The 16,433-nt window shown below is 51.8% G+C and carries 14 protein-coding genes and 2 riboswitches; of the genes, 9 read left to right on the forward strand and 5 right to left on the reverse strand.

Annotated features, from left to right (window positions below; genetic code table 11):
- Positions 1-375: hypothetical protein (locus tag PXY01_RS22440; RefSeq protein WP_164744488.1), on the forward strand; the 375-nt coding region annotated here is incomplete at its 5' end.
- A 229-nt stretch (positions 376-604) separates the two neighbouring features.
- Here the strand turns inward: PXY01_RS22440 and PXY01_RS18950 are convergent.
- From PXY01_RS18950 to PXY01_RS18960, 3 genes are read right to left on the reverse strand one after another with little or no spacing between them, the layout of a single operon-like run.
- Complete coding sequence (locus PXY01_RS18950) at positions 605-1,765, reverse strand: Ger(x)C family spore germination protein (protein WP_127572172.1); 1,161 nt, start codon at positions 1,763-1,765, stop codon at positions 605-607.
- The gene (locus tag PXY01_RS18955) at positions 1,762-3,492 is read right to left on the reverse strand and encodes a spore germination protein (protein WP_127572174.1); all 1,731 of its coding nucleotides are present in this window, start codon (positions 3,490-3,492) and stop codon (positions 1,762-1,764) included. Before PXY01_RS18955 ends, PXY01_RS18950 begins: the two co-directional genes overlap by 4 nt.
- On the reverse strand, positions 3,489-4,586 hold the full coding sequence (locus PXY01_RS18960) for an endospore germination permease (RefSeq protein WP_127572176.1): 1,098 nt from the start codon (positions 4,584-4,586) through the stop codon (positions 3,489-3,491). The genes PXY01_RS18955 and PXY01_RS18960 overlap by 4 nt, the downstream gene beginning before the upstream one ends.
- Positions 4,587-5,014: 428 nt before the next feature.
- On the opposite strand from PXY01_RS18960, the gene guaA reads away from it, so the two are divergent.
- The 4 genes from guaA to PXY01_RS18980 all read left to right on the forward strand — a co-directional run bounded on the left by guaA (position 5,015) and on the right by PXY01_RS18980 (position 10,508).
- Entirely contained in the window at positions 5,015-6,553 is a 1,539-nt protein-coding gene (gene guaA, locus PXY01_RS18965; RefSeq protein ID WP_127572178.1) for a glutamine-hydrolyzing GMP synthase, read from the forward strand.
- A 384-nt stretch (positions 6,554-6,937) separates the two neighbouring features.
- Positions 6,938-7,372: a DUF4362 domain-containing protein gene (locus tag PXY01_RS18970; protein ID WP_164744489.1), complete on the forward strand. Its 435-nt coding sequence runs from the start codon at positions 6,938-6,940 to the stop codon at positions 7,370-7,372.
- A gap of 418 nt (positions 7,373-7,790) precedes the next feature.
- The gene (locus PXY01_RS18975; protein ID WP_127572182.1) at positions 7,791-8,279 is read left to right on the forward strand and encodes a hypothetical protein; all 489 of its coding nucleotides are present in this window, start codon (positions 7,791-7,793) and stop codon (positions 8,277-8,279) included.
- 594 nt (positions 8,280-8,873) lie between these two features.
- Positions 8,874-8,974: riboswitch (purine riboswitch) on the forward strand.
- Positions 8,975-9,113: 139 nt separating this feature from the next.
- On the forward strand, positions 9,114-10,508 hold the full coding sequence (locus tag PXY01_RS18980; protein ID WP_127572184.1) for an NCS2 family permease: 1,395 nt from the start codon (positions 9,114-9,116) through the stop codon (positions 10,506-10,508).
- 65 nt (positions 10,509-10,573) lie between these two features.
- Here PXY01_RS18980 and PXY01_RS18985 read toward each other — a convergent pair whose 3' ends face one another.
- Positions 10,574-10,924, reverse strand: a complete 351-nt coding sequence (locus tag PXY01_RS18985) for a YuzC family spore coat inner layer protein (protein ID WP_127572186.1) — start codon at positions 10,922-10,924, stop codon at positions 10,574-10,576.
- Between the two features lie 145 nt (positions 10,925-11,069).
- Between PXY01_RS18985 and PXY01_RS18990 the strand changes: the two genes are divergently transcribed.
- Positions 11,070-11,498, forward strand: a complete 429-nt coding sequence (locus tag PXY01_RS18990) for a MarR family winged helix-turn-helix transcriptional regulator (protein WP_127572188.1) — start codon at positions 11,070-11,072, stop codon at positions 11,496-11,498.
- Positions 11,499-11,579: 81 nt separating this feature from the next.
- On the forward strand, positions 11,580-12,152 hold the full coding sequence (locus PXY01_RS18995) for a nitroreductase family protein (protein WP_127572190.1): 573 nt from the start codon (positions 11,580-11,582) through the stop codon (positions 12,150-12,152).
- A gap of 76 nt (positions 12,153-12,228) precedes the next feature.
- Here the strand turns inward: PXY01_RS18995 and PXY01_RS19000 are convergent, their stop codons facing one another.
- Positions 12,229-13,506: a glycoside hydrolase family 18 protein gene (locus PXY01_RS19000; RefSeq protein ID WP_127572192.1), complete on the reverse strand. Its 1,278-nt coding sequence runs from the start codon at positions 13,504-13,506 to the stop codon at positions 12,229-12,231.
- A gap of 943 nt (positions 13,507-14,449) precedes the next feature.
- A riboswitch (purine riboswitch) is annotated at positions 14,450-14,551 on the forward strand.
- A 184-nt stretch (positions 14,552-14,735) separates the two neighbouring features.
- Between PXY01_RS19000 and purE the strand changes: the two genes are divergently transcribed.
- The gene (purE, locus tag PXY01_RS19005; protein WP_127572194.1) at positions 14,736-15,221 is read left to right on the forward strand and encodes a 5-(carboxyamino)imidazole ribonucleotide mutase; all 486 of its coding nucleotides are present in this window, start codon (positions 14,736-14,738) and stop codon (positions 15,219-15,221) included.
- 11 nt (positions 15,222-15,232) lie between these two features.
- Complete coding sequence (purK, locus tag PXY01_RS19010; RefSeq protein ID WP_127572196.1) at positions 15,233-16,429, forward strand: 5-(carboxyamino)imidazole ribonucleotide synthase; 1,197 nt, start codon at positions 15,233-15,235, stop codon at positions 16,427-16,429.
- Positions 16,430-16,433: the final 4 nt, after the last annotated feature.

A 16,433-nucleotide genomic window follows, 5' to 3' on the forward strand; every position in this document is an offset into this window, starting at 1 on the left:
CGCCGCGGCATGGCGGCGGCGCTGCGCGGCTATGCCCGCGCCCAGGGCGCGGACGCGCCGTCAGCGGCGGCGACGCGGGCGAGCTATCTCGCCGCGTCGGATGCGCTGTGGCGGCGTCTCGAGCGCCGGTTCGGCGCGCGCCCGGAGGCGCAGAGCGCGCGCAGCTATGGCGCGAGCCTGCCGCTGAAGGACGCGGAGCGCACTGCTTTTGAACAGTTTCTGAAGTGGGACGAGGCAGCGCGCTGCGGCGGAGATGACGCGTTCCGTCCGCCGACCCCGCAGCAGCTTATGGACGTTGTTCATACGCTCAAGAGCCGCAGCTCCGCTCGGGGCGGAGGCACAAGAACTTACCAGCAAGACGGAGCTGTTCAATAAGTTAATAAAAGGGTTGAGCAGAAAATGCCCAACCCTTTTTTGTTTATTGCAGGCGATCAACTTCAGCTGATACAAATTTCTGTACTCCACGCATTAATTCAGCCCTATGCAATAGATGAGAGGCGGAAGTATGCATACTATGCAGATATTTTGCGTAATCAGCTCATATCGATCCTCAACGAGGCCCAGTTCCTGTGTACATTACTCGTAGCGGTCTAATCGTCATTCCCTACTCCACACGCCCCTTATATTTCCCCGTACTTATAATGGACACCTTGACACGGACATGGCGCAGCGATTGTTCGTCAAGCGTAGTAGCTTTGAGACGCTTCCACACGGATGGGTGGTTCCGGTAAAGCTGCTGTCGAAGCTTGAACACGTCGCAATTCGCAGCAACACCTTTTCGGTACGTCTCTTCGATTTGCTCCTTGATCGTTTGCGCTCCAAGCTGCTCCAGCTTCGGGAGGCTCTCCTGCTCGAGCAGCTCCGCCAGCCGACCACTGATTCGTACCTCCAGGTCATACTGCACCTTACTGCCCGATATGACGGGGTGAATAGAAAATTTGGGCCTTCTCAGGAAAAGTACAGCAATAGGCTTTCCTTGCTTAGGCACTTGGAGATAGGCCTGCCCTAAATTGCGCTGCGTCCATCGAACTCCCTTCAGGTCCTCGATGGACATCCAGCTCGTCATCTTTTTATCTTTGAAGAAGTACGCTCCCGAAATTTTAAACATGGGAACATGTTTCTCGTCCTCGTTCCAGACTTTCTTCGTGATCGAGAGGGAAGGAATCATAAGCGGTTCAGTCGGCTCATGAATAGCTGCGATCGTTTTATGTCCTTGAATCGGCATGATGATAGAGTACTGTTCGTACGTATCCTGCGGCGTATACATCAGCGTTTCGAGCGGCGACATGTTCAAGATCGATTTTTGTGTAAAAATATCGGTCAGCTTCTCTTTCGTCCCGTAGACGAGCACGTTATATCGGATTTCCCGATATCGGTTCAATGCGTTATAGGTTTCGGTGATCCCTTGGCGCATCAAGCTTTCAGTAACGACGACGGCTTTAACATGACCCCAAAACAGCCGAAGCTGCGAGGTCGCGAACAGAGAGTTAATTGATCCGATAACCGTGGTGCCTACTCCTTTGCCGATCCAGCTCGGCACCTTCTTCCCAAGCTCAACGCCTTCTGACCGTGCGACATTTGAGAAATTCAATACTTGAACGTAGGTGATATACTTTCCCTCCGAATAGTCAAGACCGATAGCCGTTACGTAAGCCATGTTCTGAATATCCTTTGAGTTCCAGCAGCCTGAAAGTATCGTAAGAGATGAGACGAGCAGTAAGGCAGCAGCCGCACAACGAATGAGCTTGCGAGCGCTGAGCTTCATGACGCCTGCTCCGGCTGATGGTCAGGGTCTGCCGGGTGGACATCGGTCGGCCGATTCGGCATGTGCTTCCAAGGAACGCGGAGGAAGGAGGGGAGCAGCTCCTTCAGTCTCATCGGCGACAGCGGTGCTGTGTATGGCACACCGAACGATTGTAGTCTGGACAAGTAGGCAGCGAACAGCACGATGCCAAGAATAACGCCATACATGCCAAGGAAGCACCCGAGCAGAAAAATAAGCAGCCGCACTAAGCTGACCGTCGTGCTAAGCGTCTGGTTGATGAGCGTGACGCCGGCTACCGCCGTTACAGCGCCGACGACGACGACAGATGGTGATACAAGTCCGGCACGAATTGATGCATCTCCGATAATGAGCCCTCCGACGACCGTTAGCGTCTGACCGATCGGGTTCGGAAGGCGGACACCGGCCTCGCGGAAGATTTCGAGCAAGAGCAGCAGGATGAAAAACTCCATCTGCGGCGACAACGGCAGACCGATTCTGGATACGGAGATGGTTGCCATCATTCGGAATGGCAGCTGATCTTGATGGAACGCCATTAACGCTACCCAAATGCCCGGGAGCAGCAGCGTAACAAGTAAGCTGACAAGACGAATGGCCCTCGCGAACGAGACATAAAAAAAGTTGAAATGGATGTCTTCCGGCGATTTCATCAGCAGCGACAGCGTGCCCGGCCCGATGAGCGCCATCGGATTGCCGTCCATCAAGATGACGAACCTTCCTGCCAGCAGGCTGCTGACCGCATAATCGGGGCGGCCGGTGAAGTCGAGCATCGGCATTATCGTGTACTTGTAGTCCGAAATGATTTCTTCCAGTTGACCGATGCTGTGCAGTCCGTCGATGTCGATCTGCTGAAGCCGCTTGCGTGCTTCCGTCAATATATCCGGCGATAAAATATCTTTAAAATATACGAGCCCGACACGCGTTTTCGTTCGTGTTCCGATGACATACGTTTCATAGCAAAGCGAATCGCTTTTGACCCGTTTGCGAATAAGCGCAATGTTCGTCATAATTTCCTCGACGAAGCAGTCCCGCGGCCCTTTAATTGAAATTTCAGTGTTCGAATCGTTCGGCGTGCGCCGAGGAGGGCTCGCTATATCGAGCGAGAACAGGGTATCGATTGCGGGCATCAGCACCAGCATGCTGCCGCGAAACACCGTCTCCGCCAGCTCTTCGGGCCTAGCAGTGCGTTCAATCGGCACGAGCGGCAGCTCGCCTGTCCATTTGGTCGGCTGGGTATCGCGGGTGATGCCGTTCTCATACATGGACAGAAGGCCCGGTAGTATGGATTGGGCGATCATAGAGCCGTCGCTCAAGCCTTCGGCAAGGATGAGGACGACGTTAGACGACGGATCCTGAGTAAGCTGGTAGGAATGAAACGACACATCCTTGGATTGCGCGAAAACCGCCTTCAGCTTGTCCTCCGTCCAATGGCCGTCGGGTCCGGTTACAGGCTTGTTATTTTGGCCTTCGGGCTGCTGTTGGTTTGATCCTTGATTCGCAGATGCAGAGCCGGGATCGCTCTGCTGCGCACTTTGCTGCTTGCCGCTATCGGTTGAGCCTCCCGTGTTACCGGGTTTATTTTCATTATTGCTTTGAGCCGCTGCGTTAGGATCGCCGCCTTGATCGCTTGGTTGGTTATTGGTGCTAGGGGCGACCTTATATTTTTTATCAGCGCTGCTGGAGTCTTGTGATGTACCTGAGCCGGTCATGTGCGTACCTCCTTTGCCGGTTTCACAAAGCATGAAATCATCATCCACACAGCGGATGTCGCCAGCAGAACGATGAACGATATCGGAAAGTAGTAATGGTACAAGAATAGATAGTAGCTGTACTCGTTAATCGGCATTAACGAGATCGCAATGTAGCTGACGGCTATTAGGCCGATTGCGATGAGACGGATTTTCGAGCTTGTAATGGGCAGCAAATCGATGATCAAGAAGATGGCAAGCGCAGTACGGATGACGGCGCCGGATTCCCATTGATAGATCGAGAAGAAGTCGACATGCTCGACGTAGTTGCCCAGCTTGACAAGCCTCCACTGCTCGTACGGCGAAGTCATTTGCCTAGCTGCTTCGTACGGTCCGAATTCCGTAATAGCCCCTACGATGGGACCTAACGAAATGTAGACCATTATTAGGGCGAGCAGCGCGATGTGCCAAGGCTTTATTTTGGTCTGGATATGGTGCATCATCAGGAAGAGAAACGCGAATTCCACGTATCCGCCCCAAGCATAGATAAGTCCATCCCAGACTCTGTCCCATCCATGCTCAAGAAAAGGCTTCAGCAGCCGAAAGTCCTTCTGCGGCGAGTTAGAAATGCTGACGAAATAACCAAGTATCACGACGATAGGAAGGAGTACACCCGATGTAATCGCAATGACTCTTATCCCCCAGATCGCGCTGAAGGCGCTTATCGTCACGAGGACGAGGGCAAGCACCAATGGCGGAGTGACGGGCAAATAATTCGAAATGGTCCATGTCGTCGTATACGTAACGGTCATTGCTCCGATAAAGTATAAGCAGGCCAGCGCCGGCAGGACGAGCAGCCAGGCAAATACGGGATGCGTATGCTCTGCGAGATACGGGAACAGCTTTTGCTGGCCCATTCGCCTCATGGCGAGAGCTAGCAGCATGCACCATGGGATGAATAAGACTCCCGATGCGATGACGGTTATCCAGGCATCGCGACCGGATGCGTCCAGCAGGGCCGGATTCACAATCACATGACTAAGCAGACCGTTAGCGAGCATCACGATCATGGCTGCCTGAAGGAACGATATTTTACGGGGAATGCTAGCTGCCATGTCCATCACCCTAACTGCGAATCGCATAGTTTGGTTGTTATCTGGAGTAACATGCTTATTATGGTTGGGGTGGTTGATTTTATTCATCGGTAAGGCTGTAGATAAACAAGACGCCCATCTGCATATTGCAAACGGGCGCTCGGTATTTCTAGCTGATATTTCTTGAGTTATTTATAAAGCTGGCGGACTGAATAAAATCTCCATAGGTTTACAGGAACGAAAGCAGAGTCATGGTTCCTTACCCAATCCGACTAGAAAGCTCATGAGAATCATCGTTGCCTTGACTGCCGTGAACGACGTTTTATATAATTGACACGTTCATGATGGAGGGTTTGTACCCATTGAAGGTAGTGGCAATAATATAGCTTCAATCTCAACGGCTTAAGCGTTGATATATATTTTCAGCTGCACACTATTAGGAGGATCTAATGAATAAACCGAACGAAATCATCGTCGTCCTTGACTTCGGGGGACAGTACAATCAGCTGATCGCACGCCGCATCCGTGACTTGGGCGTATACAGCGAGCTGTTGCCTTACAACACGTCTGTTGAGAAGCTTCGCGCAATTAATCCGAAAGGTATCGTCTTCTCGGGCGGACCAGCAAGCGTATATGAAGAAAGCTCGCCGCTGGTCGATCCAGGCGTATACGAGCTTGGAGTACCGATCTTCGGTATTTGCTATGGCATGCAGCTGATGTCGCATCAGCTTGAAGGTAAGGTACAGCGCGCAGGCAAACGCGAATACGGCAAAGCGGAAGTCGACTTTACCCCTGACTTCGCGCTGACGAGCGGCCTGGATGCGAAACAAACGGTATGGATGAGTCACAGCGATCTCGTTGTTGAGCCGCCTGCAGGCTTTACGGTAACGGGCAGCACGGAGCATGCGCCAATCGCGGCAATGAGCGATGCTTCCCGTAACTTCCATGCGGTGCAATTCCATCCGGAGGTTCGCCACTCTGTCTACGGTAATGAGATGATTCGCAACTTCCTGTTCAATGTGTGCGGCTGCGAAGGCACTTGGAGCATGGAGACGTTTATTGAAGATACGGTTCGTGAAATCCGTGAGCAAGTAGGCGACAAGAAAGTGCTGTGCGGCTTGTCCGGCGGCGTAGATTCTTCCGTCGTTGCTATGCTCATTCATAAAGCGATTGGCGACCAACTGACTTGTATGTTCATCGACCACGGCATGCTTCGCAAGGGTGAGGCTGAGAGCGTAATGGAGACGTTCGTCGGCAAGTTCGATATGAAAGTGGTCAAAATTGACGCAAGCGAGAGGTTCCTCAGCAAGCTCAAGGGTGTAACCGATCCAGAGCAGAAGCGCAAAATTATCGGCAATGAGTTCATCTACGTCTTCGACGAAGAGTCGGCTAAGCTGGGCGAGTTCGATTTCCTTGCGCAAGGCACGCTGTATACGGATATCGTAGAGAGCGGTACGGCAACGGCGCAAACGATCAAATCGCACCATAACGTTGGCGGCCTGCCAGAAGACATGAAGTTCAAGCTTGTCGAGCCGCTCAAGGCGCTGTTCAAGGACGAGGTTCGCAAGGTTGGCTCCGAGTGCGGCCTGCCGGACGTCATCGTTCACCGTCAGCCATTCCCAGGCCCTGGTCTTGCGATCCGCGTGCTTGGCGAGGTGACGGAGGACAAGCTTCACATCGTTCGCGAATCCGATGCAATTCTGCGCGAAGAGATCGCCAAAGCGGGTCTAGACCGCGAAATTTGGCAGTACTTCACGGCGCTGCCGGGCATGAAGAGCGTCGGCGTTATGGGCGACGCGCGCACATACTCCTACACGGTCGGCATCCGTGCCGTAACGTCGATCGACGGCATGACGGCAGACTGGGCACGTATTCCTTGGGAAGTGCTGGAGAAAATCTCGGTCCGCATCGTCAACGAGGTCGACAACGTCAACCGCGTCGTCTACGACATCACGTCGAAGCCGCCAGCGACGATTGAGTGGGAGTAGGTCGGAGTACTTGATTTTTAGTTGATCTTCAGCAATAGTAACTCAATACTCTCTTTTATCTGCGGTATCCCGAGATAAAAGGGAGTATTTTTTTTTGTCGAATAACGGTGGTTGCCGCTAACAGCAAAACACCTTCAAGTCGTCTTCCATATCTTGCGAGAGGAAAGTATTGTCTTGAAGGTGTTGAGATTAGTCTCACGTGATGCAGTTGGTCCGCTTAATTATGCGGATTAGAAGGAATTCTTTTTAATCCGCGGTATAAAAAGAATATCGGAATAAGAAAGAGTAAAGCGAGTTCGAACAAAATACTAGGCAGTACTTATGAAGTTTCTTTTCAATCTCCAGAGGGATCTTAGCTTAAATAGTTATTAAGAGGGGATGCGGATGAAGAAGCTCGTTTGGTTCCTTTCACTTGTAATCGTTATTCTGGGGGTCAGTCTTGCGTATTCTATTCGATTAAATGTAACGAACGAGAAGGAGAGCCTTCAAAAAATAGTTGTCAGACAATCCGATAGATCTGCTTTGAGCAGTATGAATGCACTATATGAGAGATACTTGGATCATAGCAGCGATTACTTAGTCGTAATTGGATATTCTATTGATAGCGGACCGATCATAACAAGCATTAATTTAGACAAGGGCGAAATCGTTTGGATAGAGGATAGGACGAAAGATCAATATAGTGGCGGCGGTGTATTTGTAAATCAGTGTAAAGCAATGTTAAGGGAAGAGGATGACACTGGTGTGCTTTTTTCAGTCTCAAATTGTGAAGGGTACCCAGCGGACGATGTTAAAGGCTCCATACATTTTCTGAAATAATAAATACCACTCCTATCGGTTTGGGAGAACCATAACTTCAGCAGGTACATCGCCTTCCCGAATGGTTAGATACAAGTAACCTTCGTTTTTATCGTCTGGGCGAAGCACGCCTGGAAGTATTTTGGATGAAAAGGTACAAGCAGTAAGTTCACTGGATATTCAATCGTAAGGTGCGACCAATTGTTCTTTACAGCGTATAATAGATTATGGACCGAGCTTGACGAGTAAAGATTATGGGCGATTAAGCGGGATCCGGAAATTTCACAACATTCAAATGAAAGCGGTTTATTTTTAATGTGAGTTTCAGTTTGATTTAAGGTTAGCTGTTTATAGTGTCTATTAGAGGATTCATTAGATGTTCACTTAACATGCTCGCCTCTTAGTCTGATCGATACGATTATGCGAAGGGAGAAAAAGCATGAGGAATAATAAAGTAAGAATGGTGACGGTGAGCGCCCTTGTTCTTGCTATGGCGTTAAGTGCTGGTGATTGGCGTAACGATAATACGATTTATGCAAGCGGAGGTGCGTCCCTGTCGGTTTCGGCTGATCCTGAATCTGAAGGTCAAGATAGAGGCTTTAACAAGAAAGAGCAGAGTCGGGGATATGTCGGCTTTAGGCTGTTCGAGGATGGGCATATTGCGGCTGTGCTCGGATTAACGGTGGATGAGTTATCTGCGGAGCTTAAAGCAGGTAAGTCACTGGCTCAGCTGGCGGAAGAACGGGGGGCGGATGCTGCTGTGGTGAAGCTGGTCATTGAAGCCGCTCTGCAAGCTAAGTTGGTTACGAGGCTGGAGACGGGAAAGCTGACGCAGGAGCAATATGAGAAGCAGGCGGCGAGGCTTGCTGATTTTGCAGCGGTTCTGCTGTACAGCAAGCATGGCAGCTACGGCGCAGCGAGAGCCTAGCTGCAAGCGGATCGAAGCACCGTTCGCGGCGCGTCGACGGCAGAGTTACGTGAGTGAGGAATAGGACCAATGCCTGCAGATTATGCAGGTATTGGTCTTTTACATAGGTGCCTATTAGAAAACGACTGCATAAAGTACATTTTAATGTTGCCTAATCGCCGATAATAACAAGTTACTGGTTGGAATTTATGCATATTGTGCAGACACTAAGGTGCAATTATGCAAAGTCTAGCCTGAGTCTGCATAACGTGCAACAATTTTACTGGCGGCGGAGTAGAATACCACTGCAATATGCTGGTGCAGGCTGCTGATCTGTAAAGCCTCGGCTGTAACAGGTAAAAGAAAAGTAATTGACCGGGAGTCCTCGGAAATATGTCGTATTTTCCCGCTTCCTTCGCCTCGATCACTTTGCAAAAGCTTGATGCTGCAAGAAATATGACGCAGGAGCAGCTGTGATCGTGACGGGGAAATTCCGCCATTTGATGATAATTCCCAGCTATTACCGAAGGTTATAAGCCGTTTCACTTTTTAACGTTCGTAAATTCAGATTGACAAACATAGGGTCCCTCCTTAGAATGATGATTGATAATATTCGACAAACAAAAATATTCTTTTCGTATAATCTCAAGAATTGGCTTGAGAGTCTCTACGAGATCACCGTAAATGATCTGGCTACGAAAAGACGGGAAAGACGACCTGCGCAACCGGTCCCATGTGCGTGGTGTATGTTTTTCCTGTTTTTGCGGAACCTAGGAGAGATACGAAGCAGCAGCTTCCATTTTCCTAGGTTTTTTGTTTGTTCCATCACATTTTTTAGGGAGGCATATTCAAAAAATGGATCGTTTCTTTCGATTAAAGGAACACGGAACAAATGTGCGGACAGAGATCATGGCGGGCTTGACGACTTTCATGACCATGGCGTATATTTTGGCGCTGAATCCGAACGTCTTGTCTGTGACCGGACTGAGCTGGACGAGCATCTTCCTCGCGACGGCGCTTGCGGCTGGTATTTTTACAGTCGCTATGGGCATATTCGTTAACTTCCCAGTCGCACTTGCACCAGGTATGGGGCTTAACGCCTATTTTGCAACGACGGTGCTAACCTCAAATGGTACAATATCACCCGAAATCGCATTAACGGCCGTCTTTATTTCCGGTTTGATCTTTATCGTGCTGACGGTGACGAAGGTTCGCCAGATGTTGCTTACGGCCGTGCCGGAGAGCTTGAAGCATGCGATTACGGCCGGTATTGGTCTGTTCATTACGATCATCGGTCTCAAGAACAGCGGACTGCTGACGGTTGCGGTTGAGAATTCGGTTACAGAGATTCCGAAAGGCATCTTCACGGATGTACTTGGTTTCGAAACGGTTATTCACATGGGCAGTCTGGAGGATAACGCCGTCGTGCTGACGATCGTCGGTATATTCCTCATTGCTATTCTGATGGTGATGCGTGTACCGGGCGCGATTCTGTGGGGCATTATCGGTACGACGATTATCGCGATTATTATGGGCGAAGTGAACGTCAAGGAGACGCTTTCAGGTCAGACTTGGGCGCCTGACTTCGGTCAATTGAATTTCTGGAATTTTGATTTCAATGGTGTGATGGAAGCAGGCTTGATCTCGGTCGTTCTGACGTTCACATTCGTTGAAATGTTCGATACATTCGGAACGCTCGTCGGTACGGCGAGCCGTGCCGGTCTGATGAAGAATGAAGAAGAAGGCAAGAAGCGCGTCGGTAAAGCGATGCTCGTCGATGCAGTAGCAGTAGGCGGCGGCGCTATGCTCGGCACGAGTACGATTACCGCTTACGTTGAAAGCTCCGCAGGTGTCGCACAAGGCGGCCGTACGGGTCTGACTTCCGTTACGACCGGGATCTGCTTCCTGCTCGCTCTCTTCCTGTCGCCGCTTGTAGCGCTCGTTCCGGGCTCGGCAACGGCTGCAGCTCTTGTCATCGTCGGCGTGCTGATGATGTCGTCGGTGAAGCATATTGATTTCAACGATATGGTATACGCGATTCCGTCGTTCTTGACGCTGGCGCTTATGCCGTTCACGTACAATATTGCGAACGGTATTTCGTTCGGTATCGTATCGTATGTACTGCTTGCTGTCATTGCGAATGTGACCAAAAAAGGCGAGCAGAACGGCGGCTACAAGGTCCATCCGCTAATGTGGATTCTCGCGATACTGATCATCCTTCGTTATGTATATATTGGGAGCCAAGGTTAAGCAGGCCTGACGCTTCAAATCAACGAACACCCCTTACGCGGACCGGCACAAGGGGTGTTCGTTTCTTATGCGCCCCACTTCAATGTCATCGAAAGACGACAGCATGTGGACGCTTCATCGGGCGGCTCGATCGTAATGACGACGCCGCTCGGTGTATAACGGGTCTGAACACGAGAGCCGCTTACAGCCGTATTCATCAACCGATCTACTTCTTCCTGACGTCCGGCTTGCGCGGCTGTCATGAGTGTCGTGGCGAAGGAACGATCGGAGAGTCTGGCGACGATTCTGGAAGCATCCTGTAAGAGAGGCTGAAAGGAATGAGCAGACTGCCCCAATGTGGCGGGGTTAACAGGCGGAAGCTCCCGGTATCGGTATTCGTATTCCATTGGTCGGCGGGGAAAGCAACCCTGAGTCATCGTATGTTGTCCTCCTGGTTTGTTTGCTGGTATGGTTCATTTTATGGCGGGGACATTAGGCGGGTGAATAGACGGTTAGCCTCTTTCGGCGAATCGGATTGTGTTGTAGGATAGAAGAAATGACTATCGTCGGAGAGTGTAGAGCATGGATCAGCTATTAGTGTCGAAGCTCGGTTTTTGGCTGAAGCGGAACTACCGACACATATGCAATTTTCTCGACCAAAGACTAGAGCCGTTAGGCGTAACGAACTCGCAGCTTGGCGTACTGATGATGCTGTGGGAGGAGCAGGGCGTTACGCAGAAGCAGATCGTGAAGGTGCTCGGCATTCAGCCGGCCTCGATTACGTTTCTGCTGAAGGGGCTAGAGGAGAAAGGACTCATTACGCGGGTGCAGGATAAGACGGATACGCGAGTGAACCGAATTTATTTGACCGAGAGCGGACAGAAGCTGCAGTCGATGGCGATGGCGATCGTAGAGGAAGGCGAACGGAAAATTCGTGAGCAGTTCTCGGATGAAGAGGTGGCGCTTATGCTGCTGTGGATGAAACGGATCGATATGAATTTTGAGTCCTAATGGATGAGGATTGTTGAACCAACTTGATGTGTATACATTGATTATGAATTATATTCGATGTGGATAAAGGAGTCGGCAGTCATGTTATTGAAGGACGCTATAAGAACGAGACGCAGTATTGGCAAGGTGAAGCCAGATCCGGTCGACAAGACGTTGATCGAAGAGCTGATCGAAGCTGCGACCTGGGCGCCGAATCACCATGGCACCGAGCCGTGGAAGTTTATTGTTATGACAGGAGAAGGACGCAATACACTTGGTGAAGCTTATGCGCGAATTGCGAGGGAGGGGCTTGGCGATTTGGCTGCAGAAGAGCTGGAGGCTCGGCTGCATAAGGAACGGGCGAAAGCGCTGCGCGCTCCGGTCGTCATTGCGGCTGTATGCTCGCCTTCTGACAATCCGCGGGCAACAGCTGTCGAGGAGCTCGCTGCGGTGCATGCGGCAGTGCAAAATTTGCTGCTGTCGGCACACGCCAACGGGCTTGGCGCCGTCTGGCGCAGCGGCGACCCGATGTATCATCCGTTCATGCATGAAGCGTTCGGTCTGGGCGAGAAAGAGTCGCTCGTCGGTCTAATCTATATTGGGTATCCGGATATGAAGGAGCTGCCGGGCAAGCGGCAGCCGGCCGCTTCGAAGACGGTGTGGCTGGAAGGGTAATGAAGCAAGAACGGTGGAGGTGACCGTAAGGTCGGCTCCGCCGTTCTTTTTTTTGTTATGCTCTGCAGCCGGTTCGTTACACACGCTTGGCCACGTTGAAGTTGGAGCCGAGCAGCACCCAATTTTGCCGAAAAGGTGTTCCGAGCACCCAGTAGCTGACGCCTCTAAGATGCAGTGCTTTGACGAGATTAAATTTGGCCTGCACGCTTCTGGCATCCTCGAACCATACCTCATGCTGTACCCCGTTATCGTCGTAGTAGCGGTAGAACGGCGATTGGCTTGGACCGTCGAATTGGATGACTGCGCCGTAACGGGCTGCGCGACGAATTGCTTCCGGATTGCTGAGCGACGGCGCCCATTCGTTTCCCTGCACGTAGGGCAGCGTCCAGTCATAGCCGTACAGCGGCATGCCCATCATAATTTTGTTCGCTGGCATAACCGACAGCGCGTAGCGGACGACCTTCTCCACCTCGTCAATCGGTGCGACGGCGCGTGGAGGGCCGCCGGACCAGCCCCATTCGTACGTCATCAGAATGACGAAGTCGGTAATTTCGCCATGAGCGGGGTAATCATGCGCTTCATACAGCCGACCTTTTTGCTCAGCGCTCGTCTTGGGAGCGAGGCAGGTGGAGAGCAGGTAGCCGGCAGGCGCAAGCCGCGCTTTGAACCGGCGGAGAAACTCGTTGTACGCTTCACGGTCAGCTTGCGGAACATACTCGAAGTCGATGTTTAGAGCGCCGTAGCCTTTTTGCCTCATCGTCTCTAGCGTCGTATTGATGAGTCGGTTCTGTACCGTCATGTTGGTCAGCACGGCATGGGCGATGTCGGAATCGAATGTGCCGTCCTTGAAGTTAGACAATACCATCATGGGCAACACACGCTGGGAACGGGCAGTTTGTATGATCCGTTCGTCATCAGGAGCGGACAGCGATCCATCAATGGCGACATGGTAGCTGAAAGGGCTTATATAAGTAAGCAGGCTGCTGATCTCTGTTATGAGCTGTTGACCGGCCTCGTCGAATTTCTCGGTATACGCGTTCACTTCGATCGTGGGCTTCGTCAGCATCGGGAGCCGCAGCCGCTGGCCGGGATAAATATAGAATGGATATGTAATGCCGTTAAGCTGGGCAATCGTCTCCGGCGTCGTACCGTACCGACCGGCAATCGACCACAGACTTTCTCCGCGTACCACAATATGAGCATCGGCCTGAAGTGGAATAATTAGCGATTGGCCTTGCACCAGCGTTCCGTCGATCGGTATACCGTTCGCTGTAGCGATCGCAGTCGGCGTTACGCCGAATTGCTGCGCCAATCTCCACAAAGTGTCTCCCAGTTGTACAACATGGATGAACATCGTTGCTCCCTCCTATTCCATATGAGCGCCGCTGTTCGGATAAGTCGAACATTGATGCTCATTTGGTACTCGCTATTGCTACTCTATTCCGAAGCTGCTCTATTCTGTACACAAAGCCTTTATAGTTTTTGAAGTGCAAGCACCCGTCGTAACGACACAAAAGTGATGCAAGAGCGCGGCATACGGTGGACGGCGTGCTGGCTGGAATGAAGAAGTCGAGAAAAGTTGGTGCTTCCGCCGAGAGTTGCGTTATCGTCTGTCGCAATAGCGCGTGAAATGTCGAAATTTCCGATTGCCGAGGAGTAGCTTGGTTTGCCGCTGCCGTCGGATCCTTCGGCTCGATCGTTCTAGACGTTCGGAATTTTGGCTGTATTGACGAGAAGCTGCAGTTCATTGTCTAGCCCATTGACAACGAACTGCCACTCATAATCAGCAGGATTGTTATCGGTATCGAACAAGACTCCACATACGAAATTGCGGAATTTGCTTTTGAACCTCGGGTCTGTATTCAGGCGTATGCGGAAGTAAACGTTCGTGCCATCGTACGCATAATAAGCGGCCGGAAACTACTCGTTGCCGATAATGTCGGTTTCGTCAGGAGAAGCGTCACGGACCGGTTCAATGACGGTGATGTTGTTTTGCTTAACCGGGACGTATTGTGAATAGTTAGGGACAGACATAAGTAACCCCTCCGTTTCGATATGAGCTTACGGCTCCTTACCGTATATAGCGGGCATTAAGATAGGTACATGTGTAAAAGCTTGTTAACGGGAGTGTATTTGTAAAGCTAAGTAGGATGGAAAATGGAGCGAATGAAGGGGAAGGCTGTTAAAGGATTTGAAAAACACGAACTATTTTATTGATAATCAATTTAATGTTCGTCTTTGCTCGTTGACAACCTTTTGCCGGATTGATAAACTAGAGAAGGCCTGACAGATGTCGATTTCTGCGCGGCTGAAGCACTCGTATATCCTCGGGAATAAGGCCTGAGAGTATCTACCCGGGAACCTTAAATTTTCGGACTACGAGCGGATGGGAAGAGATAATAAGGCTGCTTCTTGGATGGAAGCGGCTTTCGATTGCTGCCGTACAGACAACCGGAGGCTGCAATCGAATTGTTCTCCTCTTGACCGTCTTCGTGTCCCGAAGCACCCTTATAATGGACAAGTGCTTTTGGGATTTTTTTTTGCTTTCTGGACGACATTTTCATATAAAAGGTGGTTAGATTCATGTCTGCGGTAGTTGGCGTCATTATGGGCAGCAAGTCGGACTGGGATACGATGAAATTGGCTTGCGACGTACTTGAGGAGCTTGGAATTGAGTACGAGAAGAAGGTCGTTTCCGCTCACCGGACGCCGGATCTGATGTTCGAATATGCGGAGAGCGCGGCAGAGCGCGGCTTGAAGGTCATTATTGCCGGTGCGGGCGGTGCTGCTCATTTGCCAGGTATGGTAGCGTCGAAGACGATCCTGCCGGTTATTGGGGTGCCCGTCAAGTCCTCGAACTTGAACGGGCTTGATTCGCTCTTGTCGATCGTGCAGATGCCTGGCGGTATTCCGGTCGCGACGGTTGCTATCGGCAACGCCGGAGGCACGAATGCAGGCTTGCTTGCCGCACAGATGCTGGGAGCGTTCGATCCGGAGCTTCGCGCCCGTGTCGAAGCGCGCCGCGAGCGGATTAAGCAAGAGGTGCTCGCTAGCAGCGAAACGCTGTAGAGCTTGTTGCGATGACGAATGAGTTAAGACAAGGAGGCGCAATCGCCGTGCAAGATAGAAAGACGACGCTGCTGCCCGGCAGCACGATCGGTATTCTGGGAGGCGGTCAGCTAGGCCGTATGATGGCGCAAGCCGGCAACGCAATGGGCTATCGGTTCGTTGCGCTCGATCCGACGCCGGATGCGCCTTGCGGCCAAGTGGCGGAGCAGATCGTCGCCGCATATGATGACCGCGATGCTGCGAGGGAATTGGCGCGGCGGGCAGACGTAATCACGTACGAGTTCGAGAACGTCGATGCAGGCGTAGCCGCAATGCTGATGGATGAATCGTACGTGCCGCAGGGCAGCAAGCTCCTCTATACGACGCAGCACCGGCTTCGTGAGAAGCGCGCCATCGAAGCGGCAGGCGTTCGGGTGGCGCCTTACCGTCAGATTGGCAGTGTAGAAGAGCTTCGTTCGGCAGTCGACGAGTTCGGAACGCCATGCGTACTGAAGACGGCGACCGGCGGCTATGACGGGAAAGGCCAATGGGTCATTCGCAGTGAGTCCGAGCTTACGGAAGCGTATGAGACGCTGGCTAAGGCCGGAACGGAGCTGGTGCTGGAGAAGTTCATTCGCTTCGACAAGGAGCTGTCCGTCATCGCGGCGCGCAGCACGACCGGCGAGGTGAAGACGTTCCCGGCTGCGGAGAACATTCACGTCGACAATATTTTGCATCTGTCCATTGTACCTGCCCGTATACCGGATGAGGTTCAGCGGGAGGCGGAGCAGCTTGCGGCACGCATTGCGGAAGGGCTTGGCGTCGCCGGTCTAATCGCGGTTGAACTGTTCTGGTCAGAGCAGGATGGGCTGTACGTGAACGAGCTGGCGCCGCGTCCGCACAACAGCGGGCATTATACGATGGAAGCTTGCCGGACCTCACAGTTCGAGCAGCATGTGCGCGCGATATGCGGCCTGCCGCTCGGCGATACATCGCTATTGACTCCGGTCGTCATGGTCAACGTGCTCGGCGAGCATGTTGCTCCGCTGCTTGAGCGGATGGCTCAGCCGGATGAGGCTGCTGCGAAGCATGGTGTCGCGCCGAAGGTTCATTTGTACGGCAAGAAGGATGCGGTGAAGAAGCGGAAGATGGGGCATGTCAACGTCCTGGCCGAGAATACGGACAAGGCGCTGAATTATATAGAAGATACAAATATTTGGAAGGTGTGAAGGT

Origin of the sequence: Paenibacillus xylaniclasticus (genome assembly GCF_004001065.1) — a bacterium.
Classification (GTDB): Bacteria; Bacillota; Bacilli; order Paenibacillales; family Paenibacillaceae; genus Paenibacillus_T; species Paenibacillus_T xylaniclasticus.

What these genes read in the sequence shown, in the direction of transcription:
- purE (WP_127572194.1), top strand. Translation starts at nt 14,736, where the DNA reads ATGTCTGCGGTAGTTGGCGTCATTATGGGCAGCAAGTCGGACTGGGAT.
- PXY01_RS18990 (WP_127572188.1), top strand. Translation starts at nt 11,070, where the DNA reads ATGGATCAGCTATTAGTGTCGAAGCTCGGTTTTTGGCTGAAGCGGAAC.
- PXY01_RS18955 (WP_127572174.1), bottom strand. Translation starts at nt 3,492, where the DNA reads ATGACCGGCTCAGGTACATCACAAGACTCCAGCAGCGCTGATAAAAAA.
- PXY01_RS18985 (WP_127572186.1), bottom strand. Translation starts at nt 10,924, where the DNA reads ATGACTCAGGGTTGCTTTCCCCGCCGACCAATGGAATACGAATACCGA.
- PXY01_RS18950 (WP_127572172.1), bottom strand. Translation starts at nt 1,765, where the DNA reads ATGAAGCTCAGCGCTCGCAAGCTCATTCGTTGTGCGGCTGCTGCCTTA.
- PXY01_RS18995 (WP_127572190.1), top strand. Translation starts at nt 11,580, where the DNA reads ATGTTATTGAAGGACGCTATAAGAACGAGACGCAGTATTGGCAAGGTG.
- purK (WP_127572196.1), top strand. Translation starts at nt 15,233, where the DNA reads ATGACGAATGAGTTAAGACAAGGAGGCGCAATCGCCGTGCAAGATAGA.
- guaA (WP_127572178.1), top strand. Translation starts at nt 5,015, where the DNA reads ATGAATAAACCGAACGAAATCATCGTCGTCCTTGACTTCGGGGGACAG.
- PXY01_RS18970 (WP_164744489.1), top strand. Translation starts at nt 6,938, where the DNA reads ATGAAGAAGCTCGTTTGGTTCCTTTCACTTGTAATCGTTATTCTGGGG.
- PXY01_RS18975 (WP_127572182.1), top strand. Translation starts at nt 7,791, where the DNA reads ATGAGGAATAATAAAGTAAGAATGGTGACGGTGAGCGCCCTTGTTCTT.
- PXY01_RS18980 (WP_127572184.1), top strand. Translation starts at nt 9,114, where the DNA reads ATGGATCGTTTCTTTCGATTAAAGGAACACGGAACAAATGTGCGGACA.
- PXY01_RS19000 (WP_127572192.1), bottom strand. Translation starts at nt 13,506, where the DNA reads ATGTTCATCCATGTTGTACAACTGGGAGACACTTTGTGGAGATTGGCG.
- PXY01_RS18960 (WP_127572176.1), bottom strand. Translation starts at nt 4,586, where the DNA reads ATGGCAGCTAGCATTCCCCGTAAAATATCGTTCCTTCAGGCAGCCATG.